Genomic DNA, 23,034 nt, shown 5'->3' on the forward strand with positions numbered 1-23,034 from the left:
TTTGCAGTAAAGGAGTTGTTTGCATGCGTATTATGCAAATGCCGGATGCACTCGCTAATAAAATTGCAGCTGGAGAAGTTGTGGAGCGGCCAGCATCGGTTGTAAAAGAGTTGGTAGAAAATAGCATCGATGCAAACAGCACATGGGTTAAAATCGATATAAAAGAAGCGGGATTACAGGAGATTAAAGTGACAGACAATGGAGACGGCATGTTAGAAGAAGATTGCGAAACGGCATTCTTACGCCACGCGACAAGTAAAATAAAAAATGAGACAGATTTATTTCATGTTCGTACACTTGGTTTCCGTGGCGAGGCGCTTGCCAGTATAGCTTCTGTTAGCAAACTAACTGTCCAAACATCTACTGGAGAGCATGCAGGTACTAGTTTAAGCTTAGAAGGTGGTAAACTGATCCAAAAACAGAAATCAGCAGCGAGAAAAGGGACCGAAATAACTGTGAGCGAGTTGTTTTATAATACGCCTGCACGTTTAAAGTACATGAAAACCATTCATACGGAATTAGGGCATATTACAGATTTGTTAAATCGCCTAGCGTTATCCCATCCAGAAGTAAGGTTTGAAGTGACACATAATGGAAAGGGAATCTTTAAAACAGCAGGAACAGGAGATTTATTACAAGTCATTTCCCAAGTATATGGAATGAACGTAGCGAAGCAAATGCTGCCGGTGAACCATGAAACGCTTGACTTTTCCATAACTGGTTACATTGCCAAACCGGAAGTAACCCGAGCTTCTAGAAATTATATGTCGACGATTATTAACGGAAGATATATAAAAAGTATTGCTTTAAACAAAGCGATTACCCAAGGGTATCATACTCTGTTGCCAATTGGGCGTTCTCCTATTGTTGTTCTTGCTATTCAAATGGATCCAATTTTAGTTGATGTCAATGTGCATCCAACAAAATTGGAAGTGCGCTTCAGCAAAGATAAGGAGTTATTTCAAGCGATTGAACAAACTATTAAGGATACGTTTCGAGCAGAAACCTTAATTCCTGAAATAGAACGAAAGCCTACACCTAAACCGAAGTCGTATCAAAATAGCTTTGATTTTACACCATTAAACGCAGAACCGTCTAATAAGCAGTGGAACTATCCTGCTGGCGTTCGCGAGCCCGGTGTTGCAAATAAATCTGCGGCAGACCTGAATAAAGATCTCTTGAAGCAGGAAAATGTTTATGAGACCACCGGCGACGAAGAGATAGAACCTTACTCCGTGCAGCGTACAGAAATGCAGCAAATGCACGAACAAACAGATACAGATGAGCGAACAAATACAAATGAACAAACAGCGGAACAAGTGAAAACAGAACAAGCTGCCCCACGCGTTCCCATAATGTATCCAATTGGGCAATTACAAGGTACTTATATATTAGCGCAGAATGAAAATGGGTTGTATATGATTGACCAGCACGCTGCACAAGAGCGTGTAAAGTATGAATTTTTCAAGCGAAAGCTAGGTCAGCCGATGAATGATTTACAGCAGCTATTCATTCCGCTAACGTTTGAATTTTCCAAGGAAGAGGCAATCTGGGTTGAAGCATATAAAGAAACGTTACAAGCTGCAGGACTATTCTTTGAAGCGTTCGGTCAGCAAACGTATGTTGTTCGCTCACACCCGAGTTGGTTCCCTGCTGGTCAAGAAGAAGCTATTATCCGTGAAATGGTCGAACAGGTTATGAAAGATGAGAAAATTGATGTAGAAAAAATTCGTGAAGAAGCTGCGATTTTAATGTCTTGTAAACGATCCATTAAAGCAAATCATTATTTGAATCACGATGAAATGACGCAGCTATTGGAACATTTGAGGCAAACGACAGATCCGTTTACTTGTCCACATGGAAGACCGATTATAGTTCATTTTTCAACCTATGAATTGGAGAAAATGTTTAAACGGGTTATGTAATATGTATAAAACAGCTTCCATTTTGCCATACTATGGAAAAATGGAAGAGGTGCGTGTACAGTGGAGAATCAACAACTCATTAATTTTCTAAATCAATTGCTTTCCAATCAATTTGTGCTATATGTGAAGTTACATCGATATCATTGGTTTATTCAAGGAAGAAATTTCTTTTCTCTTCATGAGCAGTTTGAAAATATGTATGTGGAGGTAGCTGACGATATCGATGAAATAGCCGAGCGTATTTTAATGATTAATGGTAAACCTTTAGCTACAATGGTAAAATATTTGAAAGAAGCAACACTGGAAGAAGCAAGTGCCGATGATGAAGAACAGGAAATTATCCAGCAGCTGCTTCATGACTTACAACAAATGACAACGGAAATTCAAAAGGAAGGGTTACCAAAAGCCGTGAAACTGGAAGACAGTCCTACGGAAGATTTGCTTATCGGCTTACAAGGTAAGCTTGAAAAATATATTTGGATGCTAAAAGCATATTTAAAAAAGTAACGTAGTCAAATTAGGGGAATATGAATGAAAAATAAAGTCATTGCTATTGTTGGACCAACTGCGGTAGGCAAAACAAAGTTAAGTATTGAGATAGCGAAACATTATGATGGTGAGATTATTAGCGGGGATTCCATGCAGATATACAAAGGTATGGATATTGGTACTGCGAAGGTCACTTCTGATGAAATGCAGGGGGTCCCCCATTATATGATTGATTTGAAACATCCGGATGAATCGTTTTCGGTTGCAGATTTTAAGCAGTATGTTGCACATTACATAGAAACGATTTCAGCCAAACATAAGCTCCCGATATTAGTTGGCGGAAGTGGTCTATACGTACAGGCTGCCCTTTACAACTATAACTTTTCAACGTATCAGCGCAATGACGAAGTGGTTGCAAAACTTAATAAAGAAATAGAGACAAACGGCATAGAACCTTTGTATAAACGGTTACAAGCATTGGATCCGCTACAGGCTAAAAAAATCCATCCGAACAATCATCGTCGTGTAGTACGAGCATTAGAAATCTATGAAACAACAGGAAAACGAATGTCAGACTACGAGCAACAGCAAAATAAACAGTCACCATATCATTTGAAAATCATTGGATTACAAATGAATCGAGCTGAACTTTATGAACGGATTAATCAGCGTGTAGATATTATGATAGACAAAGGGCTTGTGGAAGAGGTTTATCGGTTGTATAAGTGTGGTTATGCGAATGAACAATCCATGCAAGCAATTGGATATAAAGAATTTATTCCCTATTTCACCGGGGAAATATCATTAAATGAAGCGATTGCTACATTAAAGCAAAATTCAAGAAGGTATGCCAAAAGGCAATATACTTGGTTTCGCAATAAAATGGATGTAGCTTGGTATGATGTTTCATCTGGAACCATTGATGAAAAATTAAGAAATATTTTAGCTGATCTTGCAGGATTTACTCAGAGCTAGGTCGAACTAATTATAATATAGATAGAAATGAGGAGGAAGTAGAATGGCACAATCTGTGAATATTCAAGACCAATACTTGAATCAGCTTCGGAAAAACCGTATTTCTGTAACAGTTTTTTTAACAAATGGATTTCAGTTAAGAGGGGTTATTAGAGGATTTGATAATTTTACGGTTTTAATTGAGACGGATGGCAAGCAGCAATTAATTTTTAAACATGCAATTTCTACCTTTTCACCAGCCAAAAACGTCGAGCTGGAAAAGGAGTAAACATAAAAAGCGGGTGCATGCGTGCACTCGTTTTTTCATCGTATAGGAAACTATAAAATGAGGTGCTTGTGGATAACGAAATAACCGACTAGTCACGTCCGGCGCAAGCGCCCAGCAACTATGCGACTTTAGAAATGCGCCCTACGATAAGGCCTCATCGGTTCGCGGCAAAGAGGAAGGTCGACTAAAACCGGGCTTGCCGTCCGACGTCGGCATACCCCTGTTTTAGTGGCATGATTCCTAAATCTTTAGTTGATTCGTTCCATTCGCTACGTTGCTAAACGGGCGCTTCCCGCCTTTGTTCTCGTCTAAAATGGGCAAATGTCACACCTTTTTATTTGTAGCGTATACTAATGTAACTGAGGGGTGATAATATGGAAACACAATTAATAAGCAATCGAAACGGGCAAGTAAATATTATTTTAAAGGAGAAAAGCACCTCCCATTTGGCGTATACAGACCAACGAGTATCGAAAAAGAAAAATCCATTTAATCATATTGATGAAGCATTTGCTTCGTTTGTAGGTATGAAGCAACTAAAAGAACGAATTAAAGAAATTTATGCAACGGTTGTAATCAATGAAAAGCGAAAAGAGCTTGGCCTTATGAATCACCAGCAAGTATTGCATATGCTGTTTAAGGGGAATCCAGGTACAGGTAAGACAACAGTTGCAAGAAAGCTGGCTAAGCTATACTATGATATGAATCTTCTCTCCAAAGGGCATTTTATTGAAGCGGAACGGGCAGACTTAGTAGGTGAATATATAGGCCAAACAGCTCAAAAAACACGTTCCATTGTGCAAAAAGCACAAGGTGGCGTTTTATTTATTGATGAAGCCTATTCATTAGCACGTGGCGGTGAGAAAGATTTCGGCAAAGAAGCAATTGATACATTAGTAAAGCATATGGAAGATCATCAGCACGATTTTGTATTAATCCTAGCCGGCTATCCTTACGAAATGGAACGATTTTTGACATTGAACCCTGGGTTAGAATCCAGATTTCCGTTTATTTTGGATTTTCGTGATTATGAAGCGGGCGAATTACTATCGATTGCGAAACGGATGGCTACAGACCGTGAATACCAGCTTACTAGAGATGCGGAGCTGGAATTAAAAGCCCATTTAATTAAAAAAACGCGTGCGTACAACCGAAATTTTTCCAATGCCCGCTATGTTCGTAATATTATTGAAGCCGCTATCCGTATGCATGCAGTGAGATTACTGGAAAAGGAGCATTTTTCAGCAGACGATCTTATTTACTTAACGATTAAAGACTTGCAATTAAAACCAAATTAGCATACTTATACAATTTTATGTATGGATGTGATACAGAGGGGAGCTGTCACATTGGTGAATGCCCCTCTCTGCTTATAGGTGGAAAACCTTATTTATGAAGCTTTCCTCCTCTCTTTGTAGTAATTAGATAGATTACTGGCATTCATGTTGAATAGTTCCCTTAAAATGATACTGTTACCTAAAATAGAATTATTGTTCGAAAAAATAAGCTCCATTATGAAAAAACTTTGTTGTTGGGCATTTGCTGAGTGATTTGATATGATAGGTGGGGAAGATCGCAATTAGGAAAAGAAAGAGGTTCTGTTTGTGGCAAACGAAAAAGTAATAATAATAGCAGTAAAGCAACAAAAACAGACTAACGTTCATTTTGAATCTTCACTTGCGGAATTACAATCATTAAGTAATACTGCTGGTGGAGATGTCGTTCAAATATTTACTCAAAACAGAGAAAAAATGAACCCTGCTACATACCTTGGTTCTGGAAAAATAGAAGAAATAATAACTTCCGTTCAGGAAAATGATGTAGATTTAGTAATTGCCAATGATGAGCTTTCACCTATCCAACTTCGCAATTTAAGCATAGCATTAGGAGTCCGAATGATTGATCGCAGCCAATTGATCTTAGATATTTTCGCTCAGCGGGCTCGAACGAAAGAGGGGAAATTACAAGTAGAACTGGCTCAGCTGGAATATTTACTGCCAAGGCTACGGGGCCAAGGGACGGAATTATCCAGACTAGGAGGGGGAATTGGAACGAGGGGACCAGGTGAAACAAAGTTGGAAACAGATCAACGCCATATCCGCAGACGAATCCATGACATAAAACAGCGTTTGCAAACGGTAGTTAAACAGCGGGAACAATACCGTAAACGAAGAAAGACAAATGATGTAGTGCAAATTGCTATTGTTGGTTACACCAATGCAGGCAAATCAACGCTGTTTAACCGACTTACCAACAGTGATTCATTAGAGGAAGACCAACTGTTTGCGACACTTGATCCACTGACAAGGCAGATTCAATTACCCTCTGGCATGAAAGTATTAATTACGGATACAGTCGGATTTCTGCAAGATTTGCCTACATCTTTGATTGCTGCTTTTAAGTCGACCTTAGAAGAAGTGACAGAAGCTGACTTTCTCATCCATATGGTTGATGGCTCTCATCCGGATTTAAATCAGCAGCAGGATACCGTTTTACGTTTATTAAAAGAGCTTCAAGCTGATACAATTCCAATGCTCACTGTCTATAATAAGAAGGATCTATTCGAACAGGATGTTATTCCAATGAATCACCCATATATGTTTATGACTGCACATCGTGAAGCAGATATACAGCAGCTACTACGTAAAGTAGAAAATCTGTTAAAAGCGGAATGGCAATTTTATTCTTTGTCCCTTTTGCCAGACCAAGGGAAATTATTGCAGCAATTAGAGCAAGATACCATTATCGAATCAAAGCTATTTCTTGAGGAAAAACAAGTATACAAGATAAAAGGATATATGCGAAAAGATATCCCATTAAATCGACTATTAGAGGAGTAACTACATGATAGACCAACTAGCAAAACAAGCAGAAGAGGATTGTAAACATCAACATGCAAAGATTAATGCAGTGGTTGAGAAAAACCAAAGGCGTGTATTGCAAGCATTTCAAAATCACCGCGTAAGTGACAGCCATTTTCAGTCAACAAGTGGTTATGGGTATGACGATTTGGGACGCGAAGTACTGGAAAATGTTTATGCTACGGTGTTTGGTGGGGAAGATGCATTAGTTAGACCGCAAATTGTTTCTGGTACGCATGCGATTACAACGTCGCTGTTTGGTATTTTACGACCTGGAGATGAACTATTGTACATTACCGGGAAGCCTTACGATACATTGAAGGAAGTAATTGGTATTCGAGGAAGAGCAGCAGGTTCTTTACGTGATTTTCGTATTAGTTATCAGCATGTAGAATTATTAGAGGATGGAGCGATCAATTTTCAAGCAGTAAAGCAAGCGATGAATGAGAATACTAAAGTAATTGGCATTCAGCGTTCCAAGGGATATGACGATAGACCATCGTTTACAATTGCAGAAATAAAAGAAATGGTGAACTTTGTTAAATCCATTTATTCTGATGTAATTGTATTTGTTGATAATTGCTATGGCGAATTTGTCGAGGAACTCGAACCGCCACATGTAGGTGCGGATTTAATCGCTGGTTCCTTAATAAAAAATCCTGGCGGTGGAATTGTCCGAGCAGGTGGTTATATTGTTGGAACAGAAGCTTTAGTCCAGCAATGTGCCAATCGCTTAACTGCGCCTGGACTTGGTAAAGAGACAGGCGCAACATTTCATGTTTTACAGGAAATGTTTCAAGGCTTTTTCCTTGCTCCTCATATTGTCGGTGAGGCTCTTAAAGGTGCGGTATTTACTTCAAGACTTATGGAATTGGCTGGATATACAACATCGCCACATTATGAGGTAAACCGTACAGATTTGATTCAATCTGTCACGTTTTTGGACAGGCAAGAAATGATTACATTTTGCCAAGCAATACAAGAGAACTCACCAGTAAACGCTTATGTAAAACCGTATCCGAGTGAAATGCCAGGATATGAAGACGAAGTGATTATGGCAGCAGGAACATTTATTCAAGGCGCAAGTATTGAGTTATCTGCTGATGGACCGTTACGTCCTCCATATATCGCCTTTGTCCAAGGAGGTCTAACGTATGCACATGTGAAGATAGCTATTACGGAAGCACTGAGAAAGTTACAGCAAAGATGATGAAATAACAAGTTATAAATGGAAAGCCTAGTGCTCAAATGGAACCGAGCAACATGTGGAGAGACATAAGACTCCCAATGCTGGGAGCCTGAGGAGTATTAAAGGAGGATATCGGGTTAGAGTTTTCCGTAAACTATTACAATGTTTGATCCATGAAGTTTTAATTAGAACAAACCGATTTATCCTGTGTATAAGAGGTGCTGTAAGACGCTTCAGGAGTTGGATAATTTATACTGCTACAATCTAATTGGTAACAGCACCTAAATGCCCTGTTTCGTAAGGCTTTTATTAGGTATACCATTACGGCACTAACAAGCCGTGGGAGATGAATGAAAGCCCTACTGATTGAAGATTCACTTTATCCGCTCTGTTATTTATAGAATTTGGAGTGGCTATGTTTAGCTTAAACATGAGTAACAATAGTTTGGATAAATGCAGAAAGAACGAAAAGACCTATCTAGTTTCCAAATAGTAATATAAAATTTCATTGGATTATTCACGAATTTGTATCCGTAAATATTTTTAGCTTCAGGGGTTTTAAATAAAACAGTTAGCTGAGTTATTGAAGAAACTCGCCATTAAAAAACTACTTTTCACGGTTTAAGAGATACACATACATCATTTGATTTGCTCAAGGCATGATTAGGTGCATTTACTTCAAAGAGATTAGGGGATATATATTCATAAGACACAAAATTATTATCTGGAATTAATGCCAGAAAAAAAGCTCCAGCAAGATGCCGATGCTTTAAGCCTAGTAAGTGCTTTGTAATATTTTTATCGATTTGACCAAAAGGCTCTTGTAAACGTTGGTATATCAACAATCCTATTAACGTTTTGAGAAGCGCACGAATAGACATTTCTTGATCATATAGCGTTCTATACGTGCTTGTCAAATGCGGGTAAGATGTTTGTCGCTCATAACAGCACCTCCGTGTATGTGTTAGTGTGGCTACTTACATTTTACACGAAACAGTTATGATATAAGAATAGCTTTAGTTAGCCTAATTGAATTAGCCTGTTACATATACTTGAAACGGTAAAGTCATGGGTAACAATAACAATTGTTTTACCGTTCTGATGAAGTTGTTTTAAGATGTTTAGAATTTCATCACGATTCGTAGCATCTAACGAACCCGTAGGCTCGTCTGCTAGAACTAATTCAAACGGTTTTAATAACATCCTAGAAATGGCTAAACGCTGCTGTTCTCCTCCTGAAAGTTCATATACTTTCTGATTTAGCTCTAAATCTAATCCAGTTTGAGCGAGGACTTCTTTTTTTAGTTTTTCCTTTTCCTTCTTTGTTTTTTTAGAATATACCAAAGCCACATCTAAGTTTTTGCTAATTGTTTCATTATCCATTAATGCATAGTTTTGAAACAAATAAGCTAGCTTATGACGTAATATTTCAGTAACTAGCCGTGAATGACGAAATGGGTTTTCTGTTCCGAACAAGTGGAATTTACCGCTATCAGGCTTTTCCAATAAACCGATAATGTTCAATAATGTTGCTTTACCGCTGCCGCTTATTCCAGTAATAGCCAGAAAGTCACCCTGATCAATAGTTAATGAAAAATTTTGTAATATATTTTTATTTCCATAGATTTTACAAATGTTTTGTAGTTTGCAAATTTCCCCCAACATTTCTCCTCCCTCCATTAACTAAATTATCTGGTAAATATCTTTCGCTTATTGAATCTTATAGGCTGTTTCGCAAAACCATTATTGTTTAATAATGGCTACTGAAAAAGGTTGCATTATTTATTCACTTTGAATCACTTGTAAGCTATTTCTTTTTTCAATTATTATTATGGCGATTGCGGTTATTACTACTTCCATCATAAGCAAGATCATTACAATTATTAAAAACTCCCTTAGGTAAGGGACAATGAGACTAGTAAATGAATACAACTGGGAAATGTCAATAAATACGCTAATACATACAGACAAAAAGAATATAATCAATAACAACAAAAATGCGGATTTGTATGTGTTTATAAAATGAACACCGAACAAGCGTTTAATTATAAATTGTTTTGCGTATTTATCAAAATATATGAGCAAATTTTGTATCGTTAAAAAGATATAAATGCCTAGCATTCCTAATATCACCAATAATATACTTTTAATATCTTGATCTAGGCTTTCCAGTCTTTTATTTATGAATTCCTGATTTGTCCGTATGTCAATACTACTCTCCAATTTTAGACGTTCCAACTCTGACTCGATCGTCTTATATGTTGCTACGGCATCGTTATTTTTTAATTTTACTTTTAATGGATCTCCAAGCCCTTTTCCTAGTATACCACCCCGATAAGTAAAAAGATGATTTTTTTCAGTTTTTATGTGTATCACTGGATCTATAATTAAGTTGTTATTTTGGGAAGACACTTCCGGATTCATACTAAATACACGTTGGTCCTTTTGTATCCAGATGATCTTTAGCTCTTGCCCTTGATCCAATGCAAGATAAAAATCTCTTGAATCGTTAAAATAATCTAGGATTTCTTTTTCTTCGTGTTTATATTGTTCCGGAATCAAAATTATCCAATTTTTATCTGTTTCGTCTATCTGTATCTGCTCTCCGTCTGCATTATAAATAGGGGAGTACGTTAAAAAATTCAGGTTCACTATCATGGAAAAAATCCCTGCATAACCGCGATTTTGCCACAAGAACTCTTCTTCATACTCTGTAGCATCCACATATAGAGCCCCTTGACGGTTTAAAATGTTATATAATTCGGCAAAAGCCTGATCGCTTCTGGATAAATCCTTTTCCATCTCTTCTGGGCTATAAGCAGTTGTATATCCAGTATAGGCCTCAATCACACCATAATCATCTATATTATTCCATTCATCCAAATGTTTGAACATGTACTGTTCATCTTGTAATTTAGTATACTGGCTGATCACATCAAGACTAAGTAGAATAATAAATGTAGCAATAATAATTTTGCTAAGGATATTTAAAAAGAATACAACTTTTGTTTGCTTTTTATTTTTGATCATTTTATCTAATTGCCTTCCAGCAACATATGTATAACATATAGAAGATAAAACCGAGAGAATCAGATAAGCTAAAGCTAGCTGAGTTATGGAGTTTTTAATAAAAAAAACAGGGTGGCTTAAAAAAGCGGAAAAAACTAAGGATACTAAAGTTAGCGTTAACAGCATTGTAGTTAAAAGTTTCCCGATAAAAATCCACCAAATCTTGAAATTAGATATTCCGTGTAGTTTCATAACCCCGATTTTCTTCGATATTTTTAGAATGTAATACATCATTAGAAAAGCGGTCAAAATAAACATAAACTGCTTATTGGTATTTAAATTGGATAAATCCTTTTTTGGAAAAAACTCTTCTATTGGTTTTATAAAAGCTTCCGAAGGCTGTAAATCGGATATTTCAAATGTGATCTTGTCGGTTTTCGTTTGTTTTTGTACATATGTATTTAACCCATTAAGAAGACTATTTAGAAAATAATCTAGCTGCTTATCATCTTTTGTTTCAACAAAGTAACGTCCATATACAGGTAGATAATCGAATGATGTTTGCAATGATTTAATAGTAAGCTGCATATTTGGGTTAAATATGCGAATGTGACCGATCTGGTTATTGTTGTTTGTTTTAGTAGAAGATATATATAAATTACTGGCTTCATTCGATAAAATCTTTTCACCTTGAATTGGTTGTAAGAGATGATAAAATTTCGTCTTTGGGCTGGTTATCATTATATATTTGATATATTCAATTTGCTCATCTGGTCTGTAATATTGGGCACCGCGAAACAAGTTTACTTTTGTATCAAGTGCTGCTTTTTCCAGTATTTCACTTACATCATCCGGGTTTTTTAAAGCTTTATGTTCCGGCATAAAAAATGGTTGAGCGAATTCTCTTTCTATCATCGCAATGTAGTTAATTTCTTGATTTAAAGTTTGCCAATATGAAATATAGGTAGTTATCAAAAAACAAAGTAAAAGTGCTAAAAATACCATTCTTTTCATTGGAAGGCTCCCATCAGAGTGGAATTGAGTAGTTTCAAAAGGAGCGTTCATGGCACTTTATATTTTCGTTAGAACGCTCCACGATTTTATTAAAGTTTACAATTTGTATTCCAATACGCATAGCCTGTTAGATTCGTATTTTTACTCTTTTGGCTGGCATATGAAGTTTTATCTGTTTTTACACAAGATCGATTTGGAGTTTTTGCACCTAGCTGAGCTGAAGACCCGTGAGTTTTATTAGGATGCCAGTAATTTGACCATACTTTTTTTCTTTTCCATTTTAGAATCCCGCTAGTTTTTGTACCATATTCCCATGTGCCGCCGCCTACTTTTTTGCTTGCGAATACAGTAATAACTCTATCTTCTTTTAATTCTATTCCACCGCTATCTGCAAAAACAGGGACTCCGAAAGATAGTGCTAGTACTAGTGACAGAAAAGTGATAAGCACCCTTTTTTGGAGTTTTGTTCATTTTATTCCTTCCTTCCCTTTCAGAAAATAAATAGTAAAATACGTGATGTTTAGATTTATAATTAGGGCGTAGCATATAGCGTTACTCTTGGCAATTAATATTCTAAAAAATCTGAAAAAATATAACTAATTGAGTTAGTAGCAACTTTTATGTCATATAACCTGACATCTAATTGACATGTTAGATTACATGACATATAATAAAAAAGTATTATGATTTAGGGGGTCATGAATTGAATGATAAGGATCGGCGTTCCATGCCTTTATTTGCTATCGGCATCGTAATGAAGCTTACGGAATTAACGGCTAGGCAAATAAGGTACTATGAAGAGCACGGTTTAATTCATCCTGAGAGAACAAGTGGCAACCAACGATTATTTTCTTTTAATGACGTTGATCGTTTGCTCGAGATTAAGGATTACTTAGATAAAGGTCTAAATATCGCAGGTATTAAGTTGCTATTAAATGAAGGAAAAACAAAGCAAGAATCACAAGTGAAAGATTCAGAATCATCCCAGATATCTGATAGGGAATTGAGGAGAATTTTAAGACAGGAATTAAATGAACCAGGTACTTATAGGAAAACCAACTTACGTCAAGGTGATCTTTCTAGATTTTTCACACGTTAAACTCGGTTCAAAATGTAACCTAAATTTCTTGTGAGCTTGAAGCACCAGAAGCATCAAAATTATCTGGCAGCAATTGATAATCAAGTACTCTTTACATTTTGGTTCGTTTAGGGAAACAAATGGATATTAGTACGTGCCCAAAGTGGGAATAAAACGAACCAAACTATTCTATACCTGTCTAGTTTTGGGTGGTTTACATGAATAGCAGAACCACCTGAAACAAACCAACAAAGAATCGGTTGCGTTCATTTTCTGCCATTTTTGAAATTCACACTATTACTATCTATTTGTTTTCCTATTCAAATAAATAATTATTTATATAGGAGGACAAAGTATGGGAAGAACTTATACGAGAGAAGATGTAGTAAGACGCATTAAGGAGGAAAACGTCCGCTTTATTCGATTGCAGTTTACAGATATGCTGGGAACCATCAAAAATGTGGAAATCCCACTTAGCCAATTGGATAAGGCGTTAGATAATAAAATGATGTTTGATGGCTCCTCCATTGAAGGTTTTGTTCGCATAGAGGAATCTGATATGTATTTATACCCTGATTTAGATACATTCGTTGTTTTTCCATGGACATCAGAAAAAGGGAAAGTTGCTCGCTTCATTTGTGATATTTACAAAACAGATGGTACGCCTTTTGAGGGAGATCCCCGTTATAATTTAAAACGTAATTTAAAGAAAATGGAGGAGCTCGGATTTGATGCCTTTAATATTGGTACAGAACCTGAATTTTTCCTCTTTAAGCTCGATGAAAAGGGTGAACCCTCTATGGAACTAAACGACCATGGTGGCTATTTTGACCTTGCGCCAACCGATTTAGGGGAGAATTGTCGTCGAGACATCGTTCTTGAATTAGAAGAAATGGGCTTTGAAATTGAAGCTTCCCATCACGAAGTCGCTCCTGGACAACATGAAATTGATTTTAAATATTCAGATGCCGTAAAGCATGCTGATGATATTCAAACATTTAAACTTGTGGTTAAGACGATTGCCCGCAAGCATAATCTACATGCTACGTTTATGCCAAAACCACTATTTGGAGTAAATGGGTCTGGAATGCATGTCAACATGTCGCTATTTAAAAATGGCGAAAATGCATTTTACAATAAGGATGGCGATATGGGATTAAGTAAAACTGCTTTCCAATTTATCGCTGGGATTATTAAACATGCCGGTAGCTTTACAGCAATTACGAATCCAACCGTTAATTCCTATAAACGTCTAGTGCCTGGTTATGAAGCACCAAGCTATATTGCTTGGTCTGGCGCCAACCGAAGTTGTCTCATGCGTATTCCGAATTCCCGCGGTATTAGCACACGTGTAGAAGCTCGTAGTGTTGACCCTTCAGCGAATCCGTATTTAGCACTTGCTACTTTACTGGCTGCTGGGTTAGATGGGATTGAAAAGGAAATGACACCACCACCAGCTGTCGACCGTAATATTTATGTGATGTCAAAAGAAGAACGCGAAGAAAACGGCGTTCATGATCTTCCTAGCACATTAGCTGGCGCTTTAGAAGAATTAAAGAAAAGCGACGTTATTGTTAATTCGTTAGGTGAGCATCTATTCGAGCATTTTATTGAGGCAAAAGAAATCGAATGGGAGATGTTCAAAACACAAGTCCACCCTTGGGAAAGAGAACAATATTTGAGAACTTATTAATTACGGAAGCCCTTGGCACTGTTGGTGTCGAGGGTTTTTGGTTTTGTAATCAGGGTCATAATTTAATGGTTTCTTGGTGAACGCCCAGAGATTACCCAGAAAAATATGCATAAAAAATTATTCATCTAAAATACTACTCATATGATTTTCGAAGTCACTCATGCCTTTTTCTTTTATCCTAGTTAATCTTTCTTGGATTTCTTTTATTTCCCTACCTGCAAATTTTAGTTTTATTGTGAAGTTCTTGAAGTATAAAAAAGACGATCAGTAAAATTAAAAAGCTCCTCTTGGTTGAGGAGCATACGTGATGTAGGCAAAAATGTATAACTATTTACTTTTTTTCCTCTCTATTGATCCCCAAATAAAGTAAATCAATCCTAATATTAGAGCAATGCCACTTAGTATCAATAAATCATTTGGTACATATGATAAATGTTCTATAAAGTCATCTTTAGACCAGCTGTTAGCGTTTGCTCCTGAAATAGCTGCACTAATATATCGAGTACAATATAGGATTGTAGACATTAGAAGGAAAATAGAACCTATCATTATTTTATTCATAAATTTCTCCCAGCATATATTAAAATTATAACTCTATAAATTCCGTTCTATATAATGGAAGCCCAGCGTATCTTTGGCCTGTAACTTAGACCAACATAGCTTTTCCCTTGAGATACCATTTATTCTTTCGGCTCGTTGATGTTACATTTGTATTTTTATTAGACTCATTTTCAAACCTCTTTTGATAGTGTTTCGTTTTTGTCAATTAATTCCTCCTCAGAAATTGGTTCATAATAAAAATCCATCACAGTTTCACCAGATTTTAAACTTTCGTAAAGAAAATCATTTTCTGTTTCTGGCTAACTTGATCAGCGTAGATATGTGGTGAAAACATATATCAATAAAAACTTAATTTTTCCTCTAATTAATTTTATTATTAACAATCTAACATTTTAATTGAAAAATTACAACATATCCTTTGATTTGAAGCAAATGGTGTTATACAACTTCCATATTCTTAACTGTTTCTAATCTAAATAAATGTTGTGGCAAAATTAATTGGATATTATAACAATTTATTTCTCAAGTGGATGTTTATACTCGCAATTATCTACATTTCCAGGAATTGTGGCAACAGCTATGTGGGATGTATGTAATTCTAAAGCAAATAAAAAATATAGAAGTTGGATTATAGGAGGGAGACTTTGAGAAGTTAACCACTTTGGATTTATAACTTATTTCATCAGAATTCCGTTTGTATTTTCTATAACTTGGGTGATTTTTGCATATATTCGAGCTGATGGTAGCTTGTCTAGGATTATTCCAATAATCGGAGTTTACTACATCCTTATGAGTATTTTGGGATATATAACCATTAAAACTGATTTTAAAAATAAAAAATAATTCCATACTCAAATAAGGGAATGAAATGATGTTATTTATTATCGAAAATTACTTTAAAGCATAATCAGCCTCTTAAAAAAGCTGTTTTTGTTTTATTCAACATCAGGCGGCACAAACTTTATGTAATTCGTTCTCTATTGTTCTCAAACTCAACAGCCTTACGCACAAATATCTAGTACATATTTTTGCAGTCATTTCTCGCAATTGAACTGGCGTGCCAGCCAAATTTATTATTATGCTGCGGCTTGTATGTAGTTTTACCGATCCGTTTAATATTCAAGTGGTTACCGGTTGGATAGTTTTTTTATAGTGGCAGCTAAATCTTTTTCAATAAGTCTATGGCTTCGTCTGTAAAAACTGAGTGAAAATCAGGTTCATGCAAATAGTCGAAGTATTTCTGGTCATGTTTAAATACAGCTTTGACCAACTGCGTAGTTATAAAGCCTCTGTAACTAGTTGTTTGAGTGATCAGGCCGTATTTTAGGAACAAGTGTTCTTATTATAGGTGATTAACTAATGTTAATTAACCTCATGCAGTTATTGCCTACCCCTTTTTTAGTTAAAGGAATAGGCTATTATTATTAATTTGGGATGTTATTCAAGCTTTGGATTTGGACCATACTTATTTTCATTTGGTTCACTATCCAAAATTAAAAAGATAGTTAAAATAATCCAACCAACAAATGGAATGAATATAATAAAGTACCACCAGCCTGATTTACCTGTATCATGCAACCGTCGCACAGTAACAGCGAGTGATGGTAAAATCATAGATATATAGAATATTGTTAGTAAAAATGTTAATATACCTCCACCGATCCCCAGGTCAGCATCTGTGCTGCTTGTGCCATAGGCTGTTTGATCATCACTTAGTAACTCAGGGCTTACGAGTGACAGCAAAAGTACGGACGCAAAAAGAATTAACATGTAGACCAATGTAAACATCCAAAACTCTTTTCTTCTGGCACGTCCTCTAAATGTAGCATAATTTTTCAAGCATTTTATAAACCATTTCATACTTTTCCCTCCCCTTTTTCAACAAAGAATTATATCATAATTTATCATTTCTTTAAATATTTAACTGAAATTCCATATTTTATGTCTCCTTGTATTTCTCAATATCCTTTATGAGAAAATTAACAATCCAGGTAAACGGCTACAGTAACAAAGCAGACCGAAAACAAATACACTTTACTCGAGCAGATAGCGAAATTAAAAGTCTCTTCGCTATTTAGTATTGAAACAGATGATAGTATAGGAGGTTTTACGTGGAGTGTCGGGCATGATATCATTTTCTATGTGTGAGCCAATATCCTTTTCATATTAGCTGCTTGGCTCATAAATCATGCCCGCCGAGGCTCCATGTCAAACCGACTACGATTCTATCTTTTGGCTATGCTACCAACATTAAATAGCGAGGAGCCAATTAAAAGAACAAGGCGATTTCACGGATGAAGAATTCCACAAAAAAAGAGATACTAAAAGGATAAATCAAGAAAAGGTTTTAATGCCTACTATTTTTTGCAGTAGCATATATGGTAAACGAGTAATTTTATCCCGACTTAAAAAATGTTGCTAGTTCATTAAAAAATTAAACATCAATCGATAAAAAGAGCCTGCTATTTAGCAAGCTCTAAACTAAAAATATTCACGCACAGATACGTCACAAAACACGCACATAAGAATGAAAAAGTAGGATAAATACTGAAAGACTAGCTGTATAAAACCCTATTAGAACGTATTTATTGAAAGCATATGAAAAGTAATAAAGTAAAGGGCATAATCAAAACACAAATCCACCCTAGGAAAGCGAACGGTATTTGAGAACTTATTAATAAGCAGAAACCCTTGGTAGTAATGGCGTTAAGGGGTTTTGTTTGTCCTGAGTGGAAGGTTGGATTTTCTGTAATAATTCGTATCATCATTGGATACGCAGTAAAATATATAAAAGAATGATTTGCTGCTGTATACAGAAGGGTACGATAATTTTCCCAGTCTAAAATTTAGGATGCAAATTAGAAAATAATTTCAAAATTTTAAAGCAAAGGTGGCAATTTGTCGGTGAACTTTCCAAGTTGATGAAAATGAGGCTTATGAGCTATGAACGCTTCATTTTGCTACTGCCAAGACTACCATCAACAAATGAAAAAGGTGATCTTAATCGTTACACTCTTTCCATATGCTAAATTTATTTAAGCTATGTATATTCAATATCTAAACACCAAAAAATAGAATCTCGAATAATATACTCTTGTAGTTCTCGAGAATTAACTTTATTTTTATTCACTCTCACTAACTGTTTCATTAGTTTTCTTTTATCTGCGTCAGATAGTGAATTAATTTCATCCTGCAACCAGACTGAATGGAGATAATATGGACTCCACTCTTTATTATCGAACGTAATAATCCAATCCGGCATTGGTATATAATTTTTAACTTTTTTAAACTTACTCTTATATAAATTTATTGCCTCTGCAATAATAATTATAATTTCAGAGTCGAAAATATCAGTTTCATTAATATGTAAGCACATATAAAACTCTTCAAATTCATCTTTTGCCTGAGCTTCCCAACGCTTAAAAACATCAATGAAGCTTAATACGATTTCACGCTTAAACCAATTGGGGATAAAATATCGCTCATCAAAGTTAAATATTTTTCTATATTCAACTCCGTACATTCTTAAAGAATTAATATCAAGCAAATTACTATCTTTTTTCCATTCCTCAAGCTGTTTTATTCTTCTTTTCCAACCTCTGATTTTTTTTAAGTGCATAAACATCTATCTCCTCTATCTTTTCTAGTGTATACTACAATATCGTTATGTATATGACCTCCTCGTAATCTATTTTATACGAGTAATGAAGTTTGTTTTAAGCCTTTACCAAACTGGAATATTGAATTTATCCATATATAAGTCAACTTTTCTTAAAGTCTTTTTTACACTATAGGAAAGTATAAAATTTTTTTGGTTTATAGTATAAGAAAAACAAAAGACTTTCGCCATTAGACTTGGCGACAAAGTTTTTCTAACCAAAATACTTCATATCTTGGTTAACTCCTGCTCTTATATTAATTGCTACAGCTAGTATACTGGCAAAACAGAACATTTAATGTTGTTGTCTCATACATCTATCCTAACTCCTGCAATATTTTACTTGAGTAATATTCAGAGAACAATAATAAATATAATTTTTACCGATGCTATCTGGAAATATGGTAAACTTTTAGTTCATAGCCACTGTCTATCTATTTCCTTACCTTTGCTGCGATAGCTTCGAATTGCTTTTATCAATACTTTTAACCGCCCGCCTAACATAATACTTTATTTATACACCATGACTAAATTTTCCGTCTATACGCTCACCTCATCGTTAAGTATGGAAAGAAGGTAAGTATCGGATAAACGGTGGGATTAAACTCTGCATATATATATGAAAACCGCTTCAATTTTTTTACATTAAATTTTTAAAACAATGATGTCGAAAACGGGAAATTCCTTTCATTTTATCGTATCATAGAAAGAAGGGAGGTGTAAGTGATGGAAAAATATACAATCACGTTCATTATGACGGACGGTACTGAAATTGTTACAGAAGAAGAGCGGGAAAGCAAAAATGATTTTTTCTTTAGTTTAAAACGATATGATTCCAAGTGGTACAAAAGCAAAAATACGATCATTAATTTGGATAATGTAAATAGCATTATTTTGAAAGCGCAATCATACGAAGAATTGGTGGACTATGAGAATGAAAAGGAGCTTAGAAATGTTGTATGGTGACGGAGCACAAATAGTGCTTCGTTTTTTTCATAAGCATAAGATAAGAAAGCATAAAATGAGGTGCTTGGGGATAAAGAAATAACCGAATAGCCACGTCCGGCTCCATCACCCAGCAACGAGGCAACTTTAGAAATGCGCCCTATGATAGTATCACAGACAATTTGCCAGCAGTGGAGAAATTTCAAGATGAAATAATCAAACAATTTTTCAAGTGGATGAACCGCAGAAGTCAGCGTAAGTCGTTCACATGGGAGAAGTTTCGGTTGTTATTTGCGTAAATATCCACTTCCGAAACCAAAGATAAAGGTTAACATTTACGAATTAAGGGAGCATATTAGCTATATTTTGTGAAAGATGTTGGTTGAGGAGCCGTGTGCGTTAATTGCGCCCGCACGGATCTGTGAGGGGAGGGGACGGAACACAATCCCAAAGGAAAGGTTCCCTCCTACTCGACCTAAAGTCTTGGCGACAAGCCAAGTTTTTCTAAATTAAAATGATTTTTGAGGGAAAAAAAGAGGTAACGAAGGATACAAATCGACAATTGCAATCATATGTACATATGATGAACAGACATTTTTAATCCTCACGTGAAGTTACATCAAATATTACTTGATTCATTCAAAGAAGAAAATTCTGTGTTCCTTGCAAAATATCATTTTCTAGAATGCTTTTCAACGAAACATTAGAAGTGTCATACGCAATTCACAATTGCCCCAACACTAACATTCTTATGGCGCTCATTTATTGTAGAATCCACTAGCCCTTATATCTAAACATTTTAACATGTATATAAAAATGGACATATGGAAAAATGTTACGATGCGTTTGATGAGTTGTAAAGGTATAAAAAAGCAGTATAGATTGATGAATACGGGTTCATTAAGTTTTGTTTATTTATGAATAAACGCAAGTTACCGTCATATTATGATTAATGGATGACAAGGAAGGAGGATATTATGTTCACACAGTATAAATATTGGGAACCTTATATAAGCCCGTATGACCCATGTAAACCCATTAAAGTGAAAAGTTATGCTACGCCACCCCAATTATATATGGGATTCCAACCGTATGGATTAAAACAATTTAGCACTCCAAAAGAAGCACTCTGTCATGGTACACTTTGGCCTCAGTTATACAGTCCCTATCCTAACCCTCATAAAGGAGGCGAGCAAGGTGAATAAGCAAATGCCTCCCGAATACTATCAACTACTCGAGGAAATCCAAGCAAACGATTTTGTTCTGGTTGAGTTAAACCTTTATTTAGACACCCATCCAAATGATTATGAAGCTATTCAACAATATAACGAACTATCTAAAAAAACGATGCAGTTAAAAATGGATTTTGAAAAACAGTTTGGACCACTCATGCATTTTGGGAAAAGTTTTTCCGACTATCCATGGAATTGGAAAGACACACCTTGGCCGTGGCAAGTGTAGTAAATAGAAAACAATATCTAATGGTTAGGGGGAAAATCAAATGTGGTATTACGAAAAAAAGCTGCAATATCCTGTAAAGGTGAGCACATGTAACCCAATGCTAGCGAAATTTCTTATTGAGCAATATGGAGGAGCAGATGGTGAACTCGCTGCGGCACTTCGTTATTTAAATCAACGTTACACGATTCCGGATAAAGTAGTAGGACTGCTCAATGATATTGGGACAGAGGAGTTTGCACATCTAGAAATGATTGCAACGATGGTTTATAAATTAACAAAAGATGCAACTCCTGAACAATTAAAGCAAGCAGGTATTGGAGAGCACTTCGTAGATCACGACAGAGCGTTGTTTTACAATAATGCAGCGGGGGTACCATTTACTGCTACTTATATTCAGGCAAAAGGAGATCCGATTGTCTTTACGACCACAAATTAAATACGCCAAACTATATCTAGCTCCCCGTCAGTCAATACCAAAGAGTCAATGAGTTGAGCAATAGTAGTTTTTGCTTTTTTTCGATCTAAACTTTTAATGTCAGGTAAGAGTGTCTTTGCTTTTTCTTTTAATGCTTGAGGTGTATTAATTTGCTTCAGTGAGTCTAACTGATTACGTAACAATTGACGTTGTTCTTTTACGTACTTATTAGACCTCTCTAAATCTTCTTCTTCGATCAAACCTTTACCGTAAGCTTCAATTTGTCGCATCATTTGTTTATCCAATGATTCTAAAGCTCGTTTTAATTCAACTACATCTTCATTTTCATTACTAGCTACTACTTTCAATTGCAATTCTTTGTCAGAAGAGTTAGTTACACTTTCTATTTGTGTAATTACTGCATTTTCAATATCTTCACGATGTGCGGCATGGTGCTTGCAGCCGCTTCCTTTTACATAAGAGGAACATATATAACGATAATACTCATATTTTTTATCTCCTCTTGATACGCGAGCTGAACTACCTTTCATTGTACCTCCACAATAACCGCATTTTAATATCCCTGTTAGTAAATAGGTTTCATTTTCATGTTGTTTATTTATTTTCCTTGAATCTAAAATGTTTTGTAGGTTTTTAAACCGCTCAGGGGAGATAAAACCTTCATGATTATTCTCCTTAATAATCCATTCTTCTTTTGGACGAATAACCGTTTTCCCATTCACTTTTTTTCTCTTATTCATAATTCTAGTTCCACAAATAGTCTCTGTTCTCAACAATCTACGAACAGCCGTAGAATCCCATTGCTTTCCTCGTTTTGTTTTCACGTTCATGCTATTTAACCATTGTGCAATTGATCTTGTTCCATGCCCAGCCTCGGTCATCTCAACCATTTTTAATCCATACTTAGCTTCTTTTTTGTTTAATACGTATTGTTTATCAATAATATCAAAACCAAAACAAGGACCAGATAAAGCCATGTTTGTATTCCGGGCAAGTGATGTCATATTATCTTTAACACGTTCGCTAGTTCGGCCACGTTCAAATTCTGCGAATACACCTAACAAGTGTAAAACCATTCTTCCAGCTGCTGTAGATGTGTCGAAACTTTCAGTTGCAGATACGTAATTACAATCATGTGTCTCCATAAACTTTATTACCTGCAGTAGATCAAGCAAGTTACGACTTAAACGATCAAGTTTAGTTGTCATTAAAATATTTACTTTTCTACTTTCAATATCTTTTATTAACTTTTGCAATTGTGGTCGTTTTAGGCTACCTGCAGAGTAACCATCATCTATGTAAAATGTTGGTTTATCCCATCCCATTACTTTGGCATAAGCTTTAAGTCTTTCTCGTTGTTCTAGTAAGGAGTGGCCAGACTCTACTTGTTCATCTGTGCTAACTCGAAGATATGCAGCAACTTTCATTATTATCACCTCTTATAAAAAGAGGCAGGTAGCTATCCTGCCTTA

20 protein-coding genes and 1 pseudogene are annotated in these 23,034 nt (G+C 35.7%); 13 read left to right on the top strand and 8 right to left on the bottom strand.

From position 1 onward, the window contains the following. Window positions 1-23 precede the first annotated feature (23 nt). The 7 genes from mutL (at window position 24) to BKP57_RS20750 (ending at window position 7,728) form a co-directional block, all read left to right on the top strand. Window positions 24-1,925, top strand: coding sequence for a DNA mismatch repair endonuclease MutL (gene mutL / locus BKP57_RS20720; RefSeq protein ID WP_050352817.1), 1,902 nt, complete (start codon window positions 24-26; stop codon window positions 1,923-1,925). Between the two features lie 60 nt (window positions 1,926-1,985). Continuing rightward, window positions 1,986-2,432 carry a Dps family protein gene (locus tag BKP57_RS20725; protein ID WP_072742268.1) on the top strand — a complete coding sequence of 149 codons (447 nt, stop codon included), beginning with the start codon at window positions 1,986-1,988 and terminating at the stop codon, window positions 2,430-2,432. A gap of 24 nt (window positions 2,433-2,456) precedes the next feature. Next, window positions 2,457-3,389 (top strand): tRNA (adenosine(37)-N6)-dimethylallyltransferase MiaA, encoded by a 933-nt coding sequence (gene miaA, locus BKP57_RS20730; RefSeq protein ID WP_072742269.1) that lies wholly within the window; start codon window positions 2,457-2,459, stop codon window positions 3,387-3,389. Between the two features lie 43 nt (window positions 3,390-3,432). Continuing rightward, complete coding sequence (hfq, locus tag BKP57_RS20735) at window positions 3,433-3,657, top strand: RNA chaperone Hfq (RefSeq protein ID WP_050352820.1); 225 nt, start codon at window positions 3,433-3,435, stop codon at window positions 3,655-3,657. A gap of 374 nt (window positions 3,658-4,031) precedes the next feature. Beyond that, a complete protein-coding gene (locus BKP57_RS20740; protein WP_050352821.1) occupies window positions 4,032-4,955 on the top strand; it encodes an AAA family ATPase in 924 nt (307 codons plus the stop codon). A 306-nt stretch (window positions 4,956-5,261) separates the two neighbouring features. After that, window positions 5,262-6,497, top strand: coding sequence for a GTPase HflX (gene hflX, locus BKP57_RS20745; RefSeq protein ID WP_050352822.1), 1,236 nt, complete (start codon window positions 5,262-5,264; stop codon window positions 6,495-6,497). A gap of 4 nt (window positions 6,498-6,501) precedes the next feature. Beyond that, window positions 6,502-7,728 (top strand): methionine gamma-lyase family protein, encoded by a 1,227-nt coding sequence (locus tag BKP57_RS20750; RefSeq protein WP_072742270.1) that lies wholly within the window; start codon window positions 6,502-6,504, stop codon window positions 7,726-7,728. Between the two features lie 593 nt (window positions 7,729-8,321). Here the strand turns inward: BKP57_RS20750 and BKP57_RS20755 are convergent. From BKP57_RS20755 to BKP57_RS20770, 4 genes are all read right to left on the bottom strand, one after another. Beyond that, entirely contained in the window at window positions 8,322-8,588 is a 267-nt protein-coding gene (locus BKP57_RS20755; RefSeq protein ID WP_156875388.1) for a hypothetical protein, read from the bottom strand. A gap of 139 nt (window positions 8,589-8,727) precedes the next feature. After that, window positions 8,728-9,372 (bottom strand): ABC transporter ATP-binding protein, encoded by a 645-nt coding sequence (locus BKP57_RS20760; protein ID WP_175609399.1) that lies wholly within the window; start codon window positions 9,370-9,372, stop codon window positions 8,728-8,730. A 117-nt stretch (window positions 9,373-9,489) separates the two neighbouring features. Further along, window positions 9,490-11,730, bottom strand: coding sequence for a DUF1430 domain-containing protein (locus BKP57_RS20765; RefSeq protein WP_072742271.1), 2,241 nt, complete (start codon window positions 11,728-11,730; stop codon window positions 9,490-9,492). An 89-nt stretch (window positions 11,731-11,819) separates the two neighbouring features. Further along, a complete protein-coding gene (locus BKP57_RS20770; protein ID WP_072742272.1) occupies window positions 11,820-12,179 on the bottom strand; it encodes a lactococcin 972 family bacteriocin in 360 nt (119 codons plus the stop codon). Window positions 12,180-12,457: 278 nt separating this feature from the next. Between BKP57_RS20770 and BKP57_RS20775 the strand changes: the two genes are divergently transcribed. Then, window positions 12,458-12,829 (top strand): MerR family transcriptional regulator, encoded by a 372-nt coding sequence (locus tag BKP57_RS20775; RefSeq protein WP_050353536.1) that lies wholly within the window; start codon window positions 12,458-12,460, stop codon window positions 12,827-12,829. A gap of 334 nt (window positions 12,830-13,163) precedes the next feature. Continuing rightward, a complete protein-coding gene (gene glnA, locus BKP57_RS20780) occupies window positions 13,164-14,501 on the top strand; it encodes a type I glutamate--ammonia ligase (protein ID WP_050352828.1) in 1,338 nt (445 codons plus the stop codon). Between the two features lie 327 nt (window positions 14,502-14,828). Here the strand turns inward: glnA and BKP57_RS20785 are convergent, their stop codons facing one another. The 3 genes from BKP57_RS20785 to BKP57_RS20795 form a co-directional block, all read right to left on the bottom strand. After that, window positions 14,829-15,062, bottom strand: a complete 234-nt coding sequence (locus BKP57_RS20785; protein WP_072742273.1) for a hypothetical protein — start codon at window positions 15,060-15,062, stop codon at window positions 14,829-14,831. Between the two features lie 1,437 nt (window positions 15,063-16,499). After that, window positions 16,500-16,922 carry a DUF805 domain-containing protein gene (locus tag BKP57_RS20790; RefSeq protein ID WP_050352830.1) on the bottom strand — a complete coding sequence of 141 codons (423 nt, stop codon included), beginning with the start codon at window positions 16,920-16,922 and terminating at the stop codon, window positions 16,500-16,502. Window positions 16,923-18,102: 1,180 nt separating this feature from the next. Next, entirely contained in the window at window positions 18,103-18,681 is a 579-nt protein-coding gene (locus tag BKP57_RS20795) for a hypothetical protein (RefSeq protein WP_072742274.1), read from the bottom strand. A gap of 765 nt (window positions 18,682-19,446) precedes the next feature. Here BKP57_RS20795 and BKP57_RS20800 point away from each other — a divergent pair. The 4 genes and pseudogenes from BKP57_RS20800 to BKP57_RS20815 all read left to right on the top strand — a co-directional run. Next, window positions 19,447-19,686, top strand: a complete 240-nt coding sequence (locus BKP57_RS20800; RefSeq protein WP_072742275.1) for a hypothetical protein — start codon at window positions 19,447-19,449, stop codon at window positions 19,684-19,686. A 956-nt stretch (window positions 19,687-20,642) separates the two neighbouring features. Continuing rightward, window positions 20,643-20,870, top strand: a complete 228-nt coding sequence (locus tag BKP57_RS20805; RefSeq protein ID WP_050352833.1) for a spore coat associated protein CotJA — start codon at window positions 20,643-20,645, stop codon at window positions 20,868-20,870. A 4-nt stretch (window positions 20,871-20,874) separates the two neighbouring features. Then, a complete protein-coding gene (locus BKP57_RS20810) occupies window positions 20,875-21,126 on the top strand; it encodes a spore coat protein CotJB (protein ID WP_050353537.1) in 252 nt (83 codons plus the stop codon). A gap of 40 nt (window positions 21,127-21,166) precedes the next feature. Continuing rightward, a pseudogene (locus tag BKP57_RS20815) lies at window positions 21,167-21,541 on the top strand (manganese catalase family protein); the annotation flags it as partial. Window positions 21,542-21,558: 17 nt separating this feature from the next. On the opposite strand, the gene BKP57_RS20820 reads toward BKP57_RS20815, so the two are convergent. Next, window positions 21,559-22,989, bottom strand: coding sequence for a recombinase family protein (locus BKP57_RS20820; protein WP_072742277.1), 1,431 nt, complete (start codon window positions 22,987-22,989; stop codon window positions 21,559-21,561). Window positions 22,990-23,034: the final 45 nt, after the last annotated feature.

The sequence above is a fragment of the Virgibacillus sp. 6R genome (genome assembly GCF_001895305.1).
GTDB classification, from domain to species: domain Bacteria; phylum Bacillota; class Bacilli; order Bacillales; family Amphibacillaceae; genus Virgibacillus; species Virgibacillus pantothenticus.

Coding starts and splice junctions, on each gene's coding strand:
- mutL (WP_050352817.1), top strand. CDS start 24: ATGCGTATTATGCAAATGCCGGATGCACTCGCTAATAAAATTGCAGCT.
- miaA (WP_072742269.1), top strand. CDS start 2,457: ATGAAAAATAAAGTCATTGCTATTGTTGGACCAACTGCGGTAGGCAAA.
- hfq (WP_050352820.1), top strand. CDS start 3,433: ATGGCACAATCTGTGAATATTCAAGACCAATACTTGAATCAGCTTCGG.
- BKP57_RS20740 (WP_050352821.1), top strand. CDS start 4,032: ATGGAAACACAATTAATAAGCAATCGAAACGGGCAAGTAAATATTATT.
- BKP57_RS20750 (WP_072742270.1), top strand. CDS start 6,502: ATGATAGACCAACTAGCAAAACAAGCAGAAGAGGATTGTAAACATCAA.
- BKP57_RS20755 (WP_156875388.1), bottom strand. CDS start 8,588: ATGTCTATTCGTGCGCTTCTCAAAACGTTAATAGGATTGTTGATATAC.
- BKP57_RS20760 (WP_175609399.1), bottom strand. CDS start 9,372: ATGTTGGGGGAAATTTGCAAACTACAAAACATTTGTAAAATCTATGGA.
- BKP57_RS20765 (WP_072742271.1), bottom strand. CDS start 11,730: ATGAAAAGAATGGTATTTTTAGCACTTTTACTTTGTTTTTTGATAACT.
- BKP57_RS20775 (WP_050353536.1), top strand. CDS start 12,458: ATGCCTTTATTTGCTATCGGCATCGTAATGAAGCTTACGGAATTAACG.
- glnA (WP_050352828.1), top strand. CDS start 13,164: ATGGGAAGAACTTATACGAGAGAAGATGTAGTAAGACGCATTAAGGAG.
- BKP57_RS20785 (WP_072742273.1), bottom strand. CDS start 15,062: ATGAATAAAATAATGATAGGTTCTATTTTCCTTCTAATGTCTACAATC.
- BKP57_RS20790 (WP_050352830.1), bottom strand. CDS start 16,922: ATGAAATGGTTTATAAAATGCTTGAAAAATTATGCTACATTTAGAGGA.
- BKP57_RS20795 (WP_072742274.1), bottom strand. CDS start 18,681: ATGCACTTAAAAAAAATCAGAGGTTGGAAAAGAAGAATAAAACAGCTT.
- BKP57_RS20800 (WP_072742275.1), top strand. CDS start 19,447: ATGGAAAAATATACAATCACGTTCATTATGACGGACGGTACTGAAATT.
- BKP57_RS20805 (WP_050352833.1), top strand. CDS start 20,643: ATGTTCACACAGTATAAATATTGGGAACCTTATATAAGCCCGTATGAC.
- BKP57_RS20810 (WP_050353537.1), top strand. CDS start 20,875: ATGCCTCCCGAATACTATCAACTACTCGAGGAAATCCAAGCAAACGAT.
- BKP57_RS20820 (WP_072742277.1), bottom strand. CDS start 22,989: ATGAAAGTTGCTGCATATCTTCGAGTTAGCACAGATGAACAAGTAGAG.